Source organism: Erwinia artemisiae (assembly GCF_051400835.1).
Classification (GTDB): Bacteria; Pseudomonadota; Gammaproteobacteria; order Enterobacterales; family Enterobacteriaceae; genus Erwinia; species Erwinia aeris.
Genome location: NZ_JBLFFM010000003.1, coordinates 178,489 through 191,511 on the forward strand (window position 1 = coordinate 178,489; position 13,023 = coordinate 191,511).

13 protein-coding genes and 1 other RNA gene are annotated in these 13,023 nt (G+C 55.9%); 4 read left to right on the forward strand and 10 right to left on the reverse strand.

Annotated features, from left to right (window positions below; all coding sequences use genetic code 11):
* Nucleotides 1-25 precede the first annotated feature (25 nt).
* The 8 genes from gcvH to ACMGEE_RS08685 form a co-directional block, all read right to left on the reverse strand.
* The gene (gene gcvH / locus ACMGEE_RS08650) at nucleotides 26-412 is read right to left on the reverse strand and encodes a glycine cleavage system protein GcvH (protein ID WP_125287347.1); all 387 of its coding nucleotides are present in this window, start codon (nucleotides 410-412) and stop codon (nucleotides 26-28) included.
* Between the two features lie 62 nt (nucleotides 413-474).
* The gene (gcvT, locus tag ACMGEE_RS08655; protein ID WP_253458653.1) at nucleotides 475-1,566 is read right to left on the reverse strand and encodes a glycine cleavage system aminomethyltransferase GcvT; all 1,092 of its coding nucleotides are present in this window, start codon (nucleotides 1,564-1,566) and stop codon (nucleotides 475-477) included.
* An 802-nt stretch (nucleotides 1,567-2,368) separates the two neighbouring features.
* The gene (locus ACMGEE_RS08660; protein WP_125287345.1) at nucleotides 2,369-2,794 is read right to left on the reverse strand and encodes a hypothetical protein; all 426 of its coding nucleotides are present in this window, start codon (nucleotides 2,792-2,794) and stop codon (nucleotides 2,369-2,371) included.
* Nucleotides 2,791-3,087 carry a tlde1 domain-containing protein gene (locus ACMGEE_RS08665; protein ID WP_436829902.1) on the reverse strand — a complete coding sequence of 99 codons (297 nt, stop codon included), beginning with the start codon at nucleotides 3,085-3,087 and terminating at the stop codon, nucleotides 2,791-2,793. Before ACMGEE_RS08665 ends, ACMGEE_RS08660 begins: the two co-directional genes overlap by 4 nt.
* Nucleotides 3,088-3,533: 446 nt before the next feature.
* Nucleotides 3,534-4,733: an FAD-dependent 2-octaprenylphenol hydroxylase gene (gene ubiI / locus ACMGEE_RS08670; protein ID WP_436830004.1), complete on the reverse strand. Its 1,200-nt coding sequence runs from the start codon at nucleotides 4,731-4,733 to the stop codon at nucleotides 3,534-3,536.
* Nucleotides 4,734-4,746: 13 nt separating this feature from the next.
* Nucleotides 4,747-5,925 carry a 2-octaprenyl-6-methoxyphenyl hydroxylase gene (ubiH, locus tag ACMGEE_RS08675; RefSeq protein WP_436829903.1) on the reverse strand — a complete coding sequence of 393 codons (1,179 nt, stop codon included), beginning with the start codon at nucleotides 5,923-5,925 and terminating at the stop codon, nucleotides 4,747-4,749.
* A complete protein-coding gene (gene pepP, locus ACMGEE_RS08680; protein ID WP_301730070.1) occupies nucleotides 5,922-7,238 on the reverse strand; it encodes a Xaa-Pro aminopeptidase in 1,317 nt (438 codons plus the stop codon). Before pepP ends, ubiH begins: the two co-directional genes overlap by 4 nt.
* Nucleotides 7,239-7,319: 81 nt before the next feature.
* Complete coding sequence (locus ACMGEE_RS08685) at nucleotides 7,320-7,898, reverse strand: YecA/YgfB family protein (RefSeq protein WP_125287341.1); 579 nt, start codon at nucleotides 7,896-7,898, stop codon at nucleotides 7,320-7,322.
* Between the two features lie 170 nt (nucleotides 7,899-8,068).
* Here ACMGEE_RS08685 and zapA point away from each other — a divergent pair, with 170 nt between their 5' ends.
* From zapA to ACMGEE_RS08700, 3 genes are all read left to right on the forward strand, one after another.
* A complete protein-coding gene (gene zapA, locus ACMGEE_RS08690) occupies nucleotides 8,069-8,398 on the forward strand; it encodes a cell division protein ZapA (protein ID WP_125287340.1) in 330 nt (109 codons plus the stop codon).
* A 41-nt stretch (nucleotides 8,399-8,439) separates the two neighbouring features.
* Nucleotides 8,440-8,624: non-coding RNA, 6S RNA (ssrS, locus tag ACMGEE_RS08695), on the forward strand.
* An 82-nt stretch (nucleotides 8,625-8,706) separates the two neighbouring features.
* Nucleotides 8,707-9,336: a 5-formyltetrahydrofolate cyclo-ligase gene (locus tag ACMGEE_RS08700; RefSeq protein WP_253458645.1), complete on the forward strand. Its 630-nt coding sequence runs from the start codon at nucleotides 8,707-8,709 to the stop codon at nucleotides 9,334-9,336.
* Here the strand turns inward: ACMGEE_RS08700 and serA are convergent.
* Together serA and rpiA are read right to left on the reverse strand one after the other, a co-directional pair.
* Entirely contained in the window at nucleotides 9,330-10,565 is a 1,236-nt protein-coding gene (serA, locus tag ACMGEE_RS08705) for a phosphoglycerate dehydrogenase (protein WP_253458643.1), read from the reverse strand. The genes ACMGEE_RS08700 and serA overlap by 7 nt on opposite strands.
* A gap of 624 nt (nucleotides 10,566-11,189) precedes the next feature.
* Nucleotides 11,190-11,849, reverse strand: a complete 660-nt coding sequence (gene rpiA / locus ACMGEE_RS08710) for a ribose-5-phosphate isomerase RpiA (protein WP_253458641.1) — start codon at nucleotides 11,847-11,849, stop codon at nucleotides 11,190-11,192.
* Nucleotides 11,850-12,047: 198 nt separating this feature from the next.
* Between rpiA and ACMGEE_RS08715 the strand changes: the two genes are divergently transcribed.
* Nucleotides 12,048-12,944: a LysR family transcriptional regulator ArgP gene (locus ACMGEE_RS08715; RefSeq protein ID WP_436829904.1), complete on the forward strand. Its 897-nt coding sequence runs from the start codon at nucleotides 12,048-12,050 to the stop codon at nucleotides 12,942-12,944.
* The last annotated feature ends 79 nt before the right edge of the window (nucleotides 12,945-13,023 follow it).

Sequence of the window (13,023 nt, forward strand, 5' to 3'; positions counted from 1 at the left end):
GAAGCACGGCCCGCGCTGCCGCCGTCTATTCGTCAATGCTGGTTTTGTAGGCGTCCGCGTCCATCAGCGATTCCAGTTCGGACTCGTCGCTGGCCTTAATGCGGAACAGCCAGCCATCGCTGTAGGGATCGCTGTTGACCAGCTCCGGTTCGCTTTCCAGCGCGCCGTTGACTTCGACAATTTCGCCGCTGACCGGCGCATAAATATCGGATGCGGCCTTTACCGACTCGGCTACGGCGCAGTCTTCGCCCTGGCTGTAGGTGTTGCCCACTTCGGGCAGATCGACAAACACCATATCGCCCAGCAGCTCCTGCGCGTGGGCGGTGATGCCTACGGTATAGGTACCATCTTCTTCTTTACGCACCCACTCATGGCTTTCACGGTATTTTAGTTCGTTTGGAACATTGCTCATCGCCTGATCTCCTTAAAATAATTCCGGGTCGTTTTCCGCAGCTGAAGCGCGGAAAGCGCCTTTTACGCTACCGCTTTACCGGCGCGTACAAAAACGGGTTTGGTCACGCGAACCGGCATTTCACGGTTGCGGATTTGCACAATCGCCTGCTCGCCAATGCCTGCGGGAACGCGAGCCAGCGCAATGCTGTAGCCTAAAGTTGGCGAGAAAGAGCCGCTGGTGATAATGCCTTCCTGCAGGTTGCCGGTCGCGTCGGTAAAGCGCACCGGTAAGCCGTTGCGCAGTACGCCTTTCTCGGTCATCACCAGACCGACCAGCTGCTCGGTGCCTTTTTCACGCTGCGACGCCAGCGCCTCGCGGCCGATAAAATCGCGCTCTTGAGGCTGCCAGCCGATTGTCCAGCCCATATTGGCCGCCAGCGGCGAAACGCCCTCGTCCATTTCCTGCCCGTATAAATTCATGCCGGCCTCCAGGCGCAGGGTATCGCGCGCGCCCAGACCGGCAGGCTTCACGCCCGCCGCCAGCAGCTTTTGCCAGAAATCCGCCGCCTGCTCGTTGGGCAGGGCGATTTCATACCCGGCTTCGCCGGTGTAGCCTGTGGTAGCAATAAACAACTCGCCAGCCTGCACGCCAAAGAAGGGCTTCATGTCCGCTACGGCCTCTCGCTGCGCCTCATCGAACAGCGAACGGGCTTTTGCCTGCGCCTGCGGCCCCTGCACCGCGATCAGCGCCAGGTCGTCGCGCTCGGTCAGCGTCACGCCATAGCCTTCCGCATGTTGGGTAATCCAGGCGAGATCTTTTTCCCGCGTGGCGGAGTTCACCACCAGCCGGAAAAACTCTTCGGTCATAAAGTAAACAATCAGATCGTCGATTACGCCAGCGGAGGCGTTGAGCATAGCGGTATAAAGCGCTTTGCCGGGCTGGGTCAGTTTGGCGACGTCGTTGGCCAGCAGGTAGCGTAAAAATTCACGGGTGCGGACGCCGTGCAGATCGACAATAGTCATATGCGACACGTCGAACATGCCGGCATCGCTACGAACCGTATGATGCTCATCCAGCTGCGAACCGTAGTGCAGCGGCATCATCCAGCCATGAAAATCCACCATGCGCGCGCCGCAGGCCTGATGCTGTTCGAACAAAGGGGTCTGTTTCATCTTCTTCCTCAGGCAAAGTGTTCGGCGTCGGCAGGCAGCCCGGCGCAAACGATATCCTTGCTCCGAACTTACCACCGAAATCCAGCGTTAACCATAAGTTAAAACGGGTATGATTTTTTTGACGGCGTTCTCAGGCAGCAAAATCAGCCAGATAAAATCACCGCTTTTTGCGCAGTTAATACGCAAATATGTTATTAAGCAGCCAGAATCTCAGGATAAAAGTAAGGTATCAGCCCGTTGAAGATAAAAACCTGCTTTATGGCTCAAACCTGATGATTAGTAAAAGTAATGCGAAGAAGCACGCTAAATTAGAATTTCTCAAACGACGCGCCCGTTTGGGGCAGGCTGCACAATCAAGATGCACCGGATGAAATTTCCTTGTTTACATCTTAAGAATGGCGCGCTCAGGATGTACTTCACCTGTGATTTAAAAACATAAAGACTCAGTATTAGGCATGAAAGGTGTGCTAGTGCATAAAGTTACTGTATTACTTACAACCTGGCGTTTTTTGCATGTGCTATCTACAAAGAATGAATGTCGCTCTGGCCTTTTTGCTTCCAACTCTACGTTAGACAGGGAAGCGTTAATGGCGGAGACGCGCTGCGCTGGCCTCGGATTTAAACCTATGCCCGCCAGGCTTACCGTGCCTTTTTTGATACTGGTGACGAATGCGAGGGTCGAAAAAAATCATGCTGGTGCGCAGTCCGGAAAGTAACGCGCGGAAATTAAGAAGCCCCTACACCGGGGCAAAGGGGCAAAGGGGCAAAGGGGCAAAGGGGCAAAGGAGCAAAGGAGCAAAAATCAAAATTCACGCTTAACAGTAATAAAACCATTAAAATTCACGTCGCATTCGTAATCATTAGCAATAGCCGAAACCAGAAAGATATCTTCTTTATTGTTGATATCTTTGAATGTGAACTTAATTATCAGGTTCCTGGCATTGTATTGGGAAAAGATCTCCTTTACTTTGGGTATTTTTTCACTCTGGGCGTTCTTTAAAACTTCAAGAGCATATTGTTCTGAAAGAATGTCACTTACAGGCTCGTTAAAAATAAGCTCTGTTTTAGTTTCCTCCTTTGCTATCGTATTTTTATCTATATTCAAAGTAGCAGACATTGTATCCGTCATGGCTATTGCAGTTCCGGAGTGCAGGTCTTTGCAATTATTATCAATAACAGCTACAGAGCTGAATGCGGTCAGGCACAGAAATAACAGTAGATACTTCATTCAACAATCAGCTCCTTGTCCATGCTGTCCCATATTTGTTGACGATACCAGGGAGCCAGTATAATGCAGCCATTTGATGCCGTACCGGGCGCCTTTTTGCTGTCACCATGAATTAAAAAACCCTCGCGATTGCACATGCTGTTGCCCCTGTCTGGTTCCAGCCTTAGCGTAAACACACCTGCTTTTTTATGCGTGAACGGTATGCCCACAATCCTGTACTTCCCTCTCGGTAATGGACCTTTATCACGCAGACGGATTATCCTTATAGCCCGGCGCGCCAGCGTAACGCGCACTGAACTTATATATACCGTTATGTTTGAAGGTCCTGAGCATTACATTGTAATTCCATGCCATGAGTTACTCTCCTTGTTTACATCGACTATCGTTTTACTCCTGTTGCGTAGTGACTTAACACAATTCCTTTAAACACTTCCAGAGCGGCAAAGCAAAATCAGGCAGTCTTATGACCATCATCAAAAAAGGGATTGATTTTGTCCGGGCCGGTCGTATTATCTGCGCAAACCAGGAATTCTCTGCGTATGACACTTACGGGTCATGCACCGCTCCCCGATGTGTTTTCTTTTCGTATTGTGGCAGAAGCACCAGGTTGCAGACGGGTAAGTGCCTACCGCATTATTTCTCAGACTGAAGCAAGGAAGATAAGGAAATATGAGGTAAACAATGACAGATGTGGGATAAAATAACCAGCGTTCAGGTCGGGCCTGAACGCTGCAATTTATTACCGCAGCCACTCCGGCAGATCGTGCAGGCCCATCGCCTGCTTTAACAGACGCGGCTTCACGCCAGGCAAATTATCTGCCAGGCTCAGGCCGATATCACGCAGCAGCTTCTTCGCGGGATTATTGCCTTTAAACAGCTCGCGAAAGCCCTGCATACTTGCCAGCATCACGGCCGCGCTGTGTTTGCGGCTGCGCTCGTAGCGTCGCAGGTAAAGATGCTGGCCAATATCTTTGCCCTGCTGATGCAGGCGTTTGATCTCGCCGATTAGCTCGGCGGCATCCATAAAGCCCAGGTTAACGCCCTGCCCCGCCAGGGGATGAATGGTATGCGCCGCGTCGCCAACCAGTGCCAGACGATGCGCCGCGAAATTACGCGCATAGCGGCCCATCAGCGGGAAAGCCTTGCGCTCGCTTTCCAGCTTGCACAGCCCCAGACGCATATCGAAGGCGACCGACAGCTGCTGGTTAAAGACCTCTTCCGGCATTGACTGTAAACGCGTGGCTTCCTGCGGCGGCAGCGACCAGACAATTGAGCTGAGGTGCGGGTCGCTGAGCGGCAGAAATGCCAGAATGCCTTCGCCGTGAAACACCTGGCGTGCAACGGCGTCGTGCGGCTGTTCGGTACGAATATTGGCCACCAGCGCATGGTGATCGTAATCCCAGAACGCCAGCGGAATATCCGCCTTGTTACGCAGCCAGGAGTTGGCGCCGTCGGCGGCCACCAGCAGGCGCGCCGTCATCATGGTGCCGTCGCTGAGCGTGACGAAGGCTTCGTTATCGCCAAACGCCACCTGCTGCAGCTCCGCTGGCGTAATCAGCGTAATATCCCGTGATTCGCTGGCTTTTTGCCACAGCGCCCGGTGAATAACCGGATTTTCAATAATGTGGCCCAGATGCGCCAGGCCCTGCTGAGCGTCATCGAATTCAATCCGGCCGAAGCTGTCGCGATCCCAGACTTCCATCCCGTGATAGGCGCTGGCGCGGTTGGCCTGAATGGCGCTCCAGACATCAAGGTGCTGCAGCAGGCGCTCGCTGGCGGCATTAATGGCGGAGACGCGCAGCGCCGGCGCACTGTCGTTCGTCGTCTGCGGCGCTTCGCGTTCCAGCACGGCGATTTTCATGCCGCTGCCCTGTAAGCCACAGGCGACGGCCAGGCCGACCATTCCGCCACCGGCGACAATAACATCATAAGTTTGCATCACTGCTTTCTCCTTAACGCTCGACCCAGCCTAACGTGCGCTCGGCCAGCAAATTACGCGCCAGCGGCAGCGAATCCATCACCAACAGGCCCAGATTTCGCCCCAGCACCAGCGGCGTGTAGCGGTTAGCAAACAGCCTGACCAGACTGTCGGTTATCCCGATAGTAGCAACGGCATCCGGCTGGCGACGCTGCTGAAACTGTTGTAGCACGCCGTAGCTGCCGATATCCTGCTGCGCCCGCCAGGCGGCGGCCACGGATTCCGCCAGCGACATTACGTCCCGGATACCTAAATTAAATCCCTGGCCCGCAATCGGATGCAGCGTTTGCGCCGCGTTGCCGACCAGCGCCAGCCGATGGGAAACGTGCTGCGAAGCGGACAGCAGCGCCAACGGATAGCTGTAGCGCTGCCCAACCTGGGTAAAGCGTCCCAGCCGCCAGCCAAAGGCTTTTTGCAGCTCGTCTAAAAATTGCCGATCGTCCCAGCTATCAACCTGCGCTTTTTGCGCCAGCGGGTGGCACCACACCAGCGAACTGCGACCAGAGGACATCGGCAGCAGCGCCAGCGGGCCATTTTCGGTAAAGCGTTCAAACGCCCTTCCCTGATGCGGCTGTGCGGTGGAAACGTTGGCAATAACAGCAACCTGCTGATAATCCTCAGAAGCCACCTGCACGCCGCAGGAGGCGGCCACGGCGGAGCGGGAACCGTCTGCGGCCACCAGCAGCTGCCCCGTCAGCGTTTCGTCATTATCCAGCAGCACGCTGACCTGCTGCTGCGTCCGCTCGACCTTCGCCACCTTCGCCGGGCAGACCACGCGTACGCCCGGCGCTTTTTGCAGCAGCTTAAACAGCCGCTGGCCGATATCGTGCAGCTCAACCACCTGCCCCAGCGCGGGAATGTCATAATCTTCCGCAGCCAGCGACACAAAGCTGGCATGCCCGCGATCGCTGACGTGAACGTGGGTGATCGGCGTGGCGCACGCTTTCAGCGCGGGCCAAAGGTTGATCGCCGCCAGCTGCTGGCAGGTGCCTTCCGCCAGCGCTATCGCCCGTCCGTCATAGCCGGGGTGCGTTCTTGAAGCCGGATCCTGCGCTTCGACCAGCGTCACCGGCAGCCTGCCCTGGGTCAGCCAGGAAACAGCCAGCGCCAGCGTCGCGCCCGTCATCCCGCCGCCTGCGATGATCATGCTCATAATGTTTTAGCCGCCGCCATTAATGCTTCAATCTCATCCGGATCTTTCACCACGCTGTCGGTCAGGTTTTCGTTGCCATCCTCGGTGATCAGAATGTCATCTTCCACCCGGATACCGATGCCGCGATATTCCACAGGCACATCCGCATCCGGCGCGATATACAGACCGGGCTCGACCGTCAACACCATGCCCGGCTCCAGCACGCGATCGCGTTCGTGACCGTAGCCGCCGACATCGTGCACGTCCAGCCCCAGCCAGTGGCTCAGGCCGTGCATAAAGAACCGGCGATGCGCCTGTTCCGCAATCAGCGTCTCAACATCACCCTGCATTACGCCCAGCCCGACCAGCCCCGTCACCATAATGCGCACGACTTCCGCATTAACTTCGCGGATGCTGGTGCCGGGACGAAACAGTTCCAGCGCCCGATTAAGCGATGCCAGCACGATATCGTAGACGGCGCGCTGAGGCTTGCTGAATTTGCCGTTAACCGGGAAAGTGCGCGTAATGTCGCCCGCGTAGCCTTTCAGCTCGCAGCCCGCATCAATCAGCACCAGATCGCCGTCGCGCATCCTGGACTCGTTTTCGGTGTAGTGCAGGATGCAGCCGTTTTCACCGGCGCCAACTATGGTGTTGTAAGAGGGAAAGCGCGCGCCGTGACGGTTGAATTCGTGCTGGATTTCGCCTTCGAGCTGATACTCAAACATTCCGGGCCGACACTGCCGCATCGCCCGCGTATGCGCCAGCGCGCTGATACGACCGGCTTCACGCAGCACGGCCAGCTCTTCCGGCGATTTAAACAGGCGCATCTCGTGCACCCAGGGCCGCCAGTCGGTCAGCGTCGACGGCGCGGTCAGGTTCTGACGAGCGCCGCGCCGCAGCTTCTCCAACGCGCCAAACAGCAGCATGTCGGCCTGTTCGTAAAGTCCCTGCGCGTGATAAACCACGTCCAGGCCGTTCAGCAGCTGCGGCAGCTGGTCGCTGATGGCATCCCAGGGCAGCGCGCGATCGACAGCGAGTTTTTCCGGCGCGGCATCCTGACCCAGACGACGGCCAAACCAGATTTCAGCGGTCAGATCGCGAACGCGATTAAACAGCACGCTGTGGTTATGGTTTTCCGCGCTTTTGATCAGCACCAGCGCCGCTTCAGGCTCGTTAAAGCCGGTAAAATACCAGAAATCGCTGTTCTGCCGATAAGGGTACTCGCTGTCATTGCTGCGCGTCGCCTCCGGCGCGGCAAAGATCACCGCCGCGCTGGCCGGTGCCATTTTTGCCAGCAGCGCCTGGCGACGGCGCACGAACTCTTGCTGTGTCATCCGCTTCTCCTGAATGCAATCCATCTTAGCGCCCGCATACAGCGCGCTTTTTTTCTGTCGCCGCCCCTGGCGTGGCAGAAATTAGTGCAGCGTTGGTTTTTTCACTTCCACCGCCGTTGGCGCGATATGGGTAAAGGTGTCGTGGCAAAGCAGCGCCGCCACGCGCACATACTCAATCACCTCTTCCAACGACTGTTCCAGCTCTTCCTGGTCTTCATCTTCATCATAGCCGAGCTGGGCGATAGTACGCAGATCGTCAATCGCCTCGCCCGTTTCGCCCTTGACCTTATCGAGCTTCGGCTGCGACACGCCCAGGCCCAGCAGAAAGTGGTTAACCCAGCCCGCCAGCGCATCCGCCCGATCGAAGACGGTGATATCGTCATCTTCCGGCAAATAGAGTTGAAACAGGAAACCTTCGTCTTCCAGCGTATCGCCGATGCCCTGGTGCAGCTGCTGTAAAGGCTGAGCCAGCGTCTGCGAGAAGGCCATGCCTTCGTTCGTTAAGTCGTGTACCAGCGTCTGCCAGCTGCTGTCCTTGTTACCGCCGCAGAGAATTCCGCTGATCAGGCCGTGCATTTCAGCCGGGGTCATTCCCACGCCCTGCTGCGTCAGTGCTGAAGCCAGCGCGTCGTAGCCCGGCATTGTGTTTGTTAGTGACATAGGTTTTGGTCATCGTTGGCTGGATAAGTTCGTGTTATGCTACCACCAGGTGCCTCTTTGATTCCAGAAAGGGGTTGTTTCTTCTGCCAGGGGTAGATATAGTTGCGCCCCTCCCAAGCCATTGAGCGGCAAGGGAGATTACCGGCGAAGTAATCAGTCAGGATGGTTTTATGTCTGCACAGCCCGTAGATATTCAAATTTTTGGCCGTTCCTTAAGAGTGAATTGTCCGCCTGAACAGCAAGATGCGCTGAATCTGGCCGCCGAAGACCTTAATCAACGGTTGCAAGATCTTAAAGTTCGCACTAGAGTCACCAATACTGAACAATTGGTTTTTATCGCCGCGTTGAACATCTGCCATGAGTTAGCGCAGGAAAAGATGAAAACCCGCGATTATGCCAGTAATATGGAACAGCGTATCCGAATGTTACAGCAGACTATCGAGCAGGCATTGCTTGAACAAGGTCGCATTACGGAAAGAACTGGAACGCAATTCGAATAACACGTTAACGTTATCTGTGTTACAGTAACGGTGATGTAAAAAATTCTCTGAGGTGTTTGCAAGCGGGCCAGTCCCCTGAGCCGATATTTCATACCAAACAGAGTGTGGCGCTCTGTAACCTGTGTGCATGCTCGGTCCGTCCGAGAAGCCTGATGGTTATGACGGTACACTCACCTTGAACCAAGGGTTCAAGGGTTACAGCCTGCGGCGGCATCTCGGAGATTCCCTTCTTTACCACCTGCAAAGCCATGTTTTTCCCGGCGCTTTCGGGTTCCCTGCTTTATCCCGCTTCCGACACGGTGAAACTGATGAACCTCAGCCTTCTCGATCGTCAGGATATTCGTACTCACATTCGCCATTTGCGTCGTGACCTGACACCAGAACAGCAGCGCCTGGCCGCCGTAACGGTCGCCGAACATGCGCTAAGCTTCAAACCCGTTCAGCAGGCCCGCAAAATCGCGCTGTTCCTGTCCTTCGACGGCGAACTGGATACCCGTCCGCTGATTGCCAAACTTTGGCAGCGTCATCAGGAAGTTTATCTGCCCGTACTGCACCCTTTTTCACGCGGTCAGCTGCTTTTTCTGCGCTATGACACGGAAACGCTGTTGCAGCCTAACCGTCTGCGTATCCCGGAACCGCCGCTGGATATCCGCAACCTGGCCACGCTGGACGAGCTGGATGTGATAATGGTGCCGCTGGTGGCGTTCGATCGGGCCGGACAGCGTCTGGGTATGGGCGGCGGCTTTTATGACCGCACTCTGCAAAATTGGCCGCAGCACGGCCTGTTGCCGATTGGCCTGGCGCATGACTGTCAGCAGGTAGAAACATTGCCCGTGGCGGAATGGGATGTGCCTTTGCCGGCGATAATTACGCCTTCGCGGCTCTGGCAATGGCAGGAAAAGCGTCCCACGAGCGGGGACGCTTTGCGTCATCAGTAAAGCAGACGAGCGCGAATGGTGCCCGGAATCGCTTTCATCTGCTGAAGCGCGTTGTCGGCCACTTCCTTCGTCGCATCGATATCGATCACCACATAGCCCATCTGCGGCGTGGTTTGCAGATACTGCGCGGCAATGTTGATGCCCTGACCGGCAAAGATATTGTTGATGGCGGTCAGCACGCCGGGACGGTTCTCGTGAATATGCAGCAGGCGGCTCTGCTGGCCATGCATCGGCAGCGACACTTCCGGGAAGTTAACCGCTGACAGCGTCGAGCCGTTATCTGAGTATTTCGCCAGTTTACCCGCTACTTCAATCCCGATATTTTCCTGCGCTTCCTGCGTTGAACCGCCGATATGCGGCGTCAGGATCACGTTGTCGAACTCGCACAGCGGCGAATTAAACGGATCGGCGTTAGTTGCCGGCTCTTCCGGGAAGACGTCGATGGCCGCGCCGGCCAGATGTTTGTCCGCCAGCACTTTGCACAGCGCCGGAATATCCACTACCGTGCCGCGTGAAGCGTTGATCAGCAGCGAGCCGGGTTTCATCATCGCCAGCTCTTCCGCACCCATCATATTCTGGGTGGAGGCCGTTTCCGGCACGTGCAGGCTGACCACATCGCTCATATTCAGCAGTTCGGAGAGGTAGCGAACCTGCGTGGCGTTGCCGAGCGGCAGCTTGCTTTCGATATCATAAAAGTAGACGTGCATCCCTAAGCTTTCGGCCAGCACGCCCAGCTGCATACCGATATGGCCATAGCCGATAATGCCCAGCTTTTTGCCGCGCGCCTCATAGGAGCCGACCGCCAGCTTGTTCCAGATGCCGCGGTGCGCTTTAGCATTGGCGGCCGGTACGCCGCGCAGCATCAGCAGCAGCTCGCCGATGACCAGTTCTGCTACGGATCGGGTATTGGAGAAAGGCGCATTGAACACCGGAATACCGCGTTTTTCTGCGGCCTGCAAATCGACCTGGTTAGTGCCGATGCAGAAGCAGCCTACCGCGACGAGTTTTTCTGCCGCGGCGAAAATCTCTTCGGTCAGGTTGGTACGCGAGCGGATACCAATAAAGTGCGCATCGCGGATCGCTTCTTTCAGCGTTTCGCTGTCCAGCGCGCCCTTGTGAAATTCGATGTTGGTGTAGCCTGACGCCCGAAGATTCTCAATCGCGCTCTGGTGCACGCCTTCGACCAGCAGGAACTTAATCTTGTCTTTCTCCAGTGATACTTTTGCCATTTCCCGACCCTATTCAGCAGACTTCAGAAGTGACTGACTCCGTGAGGAATAAGTCAGCCTTCTGTCAAAATATCAAAATTTACGCGCGCGGCAATACAAACGATTGCCTTGCGGCCAGCACGGCAGCCGAAAGCATCAGCATAAATCGGCAGATAATCATGACACGTGAAGCATCGTCAGCAGGATCGCGAGGCGGGGGTAAATTCCGTGACATAAGTCACCAAATTTGTGGGGCAAAAGAAAAGATGTTTTTTTATAAAAATTAACCGAGGCGATAGCCGCGCCGGTAAGATCGTTTTTTTATGGCTTAGAGCTTAGAGCTTAGAGCTTAGAGCTTAGAGCTTATCGATTGTGGCCTGGCATTTAGTACCTGGCATTTAGCACCTGGCACTTAGCACCTGGCACTTAGCACTTAGCACTTAGCACTTAGCACTTAGCACTTAGCTCTTAGCTCTTAGCTCTTAGCTCTTAGCATTCAGAGCTTACGGCTACGGCTATGACCTGGCGCTTATAGCTATGGCTACAGCTATGACTTAGAGCCTGGCGTTTAAGGTCGCGGCTGACGGCCACGACCTTGATGCGCTACCGGCCATTCCCGGCTGGTAAAACGGCCACGCTAATCAGCTAATCGCCCAGCGTTTTTACACCGTTTGCCGTGCCGATCAGCGCCACGTCCGCGCCACGCGTGGCGAAAAGCCCCACCGTGACTACGCCCGGCAGCGCGTTGATGGCTTTTTCCAGCGCGACGGCATCCAGGATTTTCAGATTATGCACGTCCAGGATGACGTTACCGTTATCGGTGACCACCTGCTGACGATATTCCGGCAGGCCGCCCAGCTTCACCAGCTCGCGCGCCACAAAGCTGCGAGCCATAGGAATGACCTCGACCGGCAGCGGAAATTTGCCCAGCACGTCGACCTGCTTGGATTCGTCGGCGATGCAGACGAACTTCTTCGCCACGGCGGCAATGATTTTTTCACGGGTCAGCGCCGCGCCCCCGCCTTTAATCATCTGCATCGCGCTGTTGATCTCGTCGGCGCCGTCAACGTAAACCGACAGGGAATCCACCTCGTTCAAATCGAAAACCGGAATACCTAAGCTTTTCAGCCGGAGCGTGGAAGCCTCCGAGCTGGAAACCGCGCCTTCAATCTCATTTTTAATCGAGCCCAGCGCATCAATAAAGTGGGCGGCGGTCGATCCGGTGCCCACGCCAACGATAGTGCCGCGTTCAACATAGTTTAACGCGGCCCAGCCAACGGCTTTTTTCAGTTCATCCTGCGTCATGGTAAGTTTAGAATCCGTGCTGCTACTGTGTGGCGATAGTATAAAGCAACCCTCGTTGAAAAAACCGCCCTGCGGCGCCATTTGTTGTCACTCTGGAAGAGAGGCCGCAAAACCGGGACGCCAGCTTTAAGCGCAGGGCAAAATGGCAAAAATATGGCATAGTGCAGATTCCACACCTGAAAGAGAGCTAAAACAACAATGAAACGCCCGGACTATCGAACGCTTCAGGCGCTGGATGCAGTCATTCGCGAGCGCGGCTTTGAACGCGCGGCGCAAAAACTTTGTATTACCCAGTCAGCCGTTTCCCAGCGCATCAAGCAGCTGGAAAATATGTTTGGTCAGCCGCTGCTGGTGCGCACCGTGCCGCCTCGCCCTACCGAACAGGGGCAAAAGCTGCTGGCGTTGCTGCATCAGGTAGAGCTGCTGGAAGAAGAGTGGCTGGGCGATGAAAACAGCGGCACCACGCCGCTGCTGCTGTCGCTGGCAGTGAACGCCGACAGTCTGGCGACCTGGCTGCTGCCCGCGCTGAAAACGGTGCTGAGCGATTCGCCGGTGCGCCTGAATCTTCAGGTGGAAGACGAAACCCGTACCCAGGAGCGCCTGCGGCGCGGCGAAGTAGTCGGCGCGGTAAGTATCCAGCCGCAGCCGCTGCCAAGCTGCCTGGTGGATCAGCTCGGCGCGCTGGATTATCTGTTTGTCGGCTCGAAAGCGTTTGCCGCGCGCTACTTTCCGAACGGCGTGACCCGCTCAGCACTGCTGAAGGCGCCGGCGGTGGCTTTCGATCATCTTGACGATATGCATCAGGCGTTTTTACAGCAGAATTTCGATCTGTCGCCCGGCAGCGTGCCGTGCCATATCGTTAACTCGTCGGAGGCTTTTGTGCAGCTGGCGCGTCAGGGCACGACCTGCTGTATGATCCCGCACTTACAGATTGAGCGCGAGCTGGCGGAAGGCGAACTGATCGATCTGACGCCGGGGCTGTTTCAGCGCCGGATGCTGTACTGGCATCGTTTTGCGCCGGAAAGCCGCCTGATGCGCAAAGTGACCGACGCGCTGATTGCCCACGGCCATCGCGTGCTGCGCCAGGGGGAATAGCGCTCAGGTTGAAGCGGATTTTTGCCTGGCATCCCTGGCAAAGAAAAGCGTCCGGAATGCTTACCGGACGCGGCTTTCA

Excerpts from the sequence above, each read along its gene's own strand:
- gcvH (WP_125287347.1), bottom strand. The coding sequence starts at position 412 with ATGAGCAATGTTCCAAACGAACTAAAATACCGTGAAAGCCATGAGTGG.
- gcvT (WP_253458653.1), bottom strand. The coding sequence starts at position 1,566 with ATGAAACAGACCCCTTTGTTCGAACAGCATCAGGCCTGCGGCGCGCGC.
- ACMGEE_RS08660 (WP_125287345.1), bottom strand. The coding sequence starts at position 2,794 with ATGAAGTATCTACTGTTATTTCTGTGCCTGACCGCATTCAGCTCTGTA.
- ubiI (WP_436830004.1), bottom strand. The coding sequence starts at position 4,733 with ATGCAAACTTATGATGTTATTGTCGCCGGTGGCGGAATGGTCGGCCTG.
- ubiH (WP_436829903.1), bottom strand. The coding sequence starts at position 5,925 with ATGAGCATGATCATCGCAGGCGGCGGGATGACGGGCGCGACGCTGGCG.
- pepP (WP_301730070.1), bottom strand. The coding sequence starts at position 7,238 with ATGACACAGCAAGAGTTCGTGCGCCGTCGCCAGGCGCTGCTGGCAAAA.
- ACMGEE_RS08685 (WP_125287341.1), bottom strand. The coding sequence starts at position 7,898 with ATGTCACTAACAAACACAATGCCGGGCTACGACGCGCTGGCTTCAGCA.
- zapA (WP_125287340.1), top strand. The coding sequence starts at position 8,069 with ATGTCTGCACAGCCCGTAGATATTCAAATTTTTGGCCGTTCCTTAAGA.
- ACMGEE_RS08700 (WP_253458645.1), top strand. The coding sequence starts at position 8,707 with ATGAACCTCAGCCTTCTCGATCGTCAGGATATTCGTACTCACATTCGC.
- serA (WP_253458643.1), bottom strand. The coding sequence starts at position 10,565 with ATGGCAAAAGTATCACTGGAGAAAGACAAGATTAAGTTCCTGCTGGTC.
- rpiA (WP_253458641.1), bottom strand. The coding sequence starts at position 11,849 with ATGACGCAGGATGAACTGAAAAAAGCCGTTGGCTGGGCCGCGTTAAAC.
- ACMGEE_RS08715 (WP_436829904.1), top strand. The coding sequence starts at position 12,048 with ATGAAACGCCCGGACTATCGAACGCTTCAGGCGCTGGATGCAGTCATT.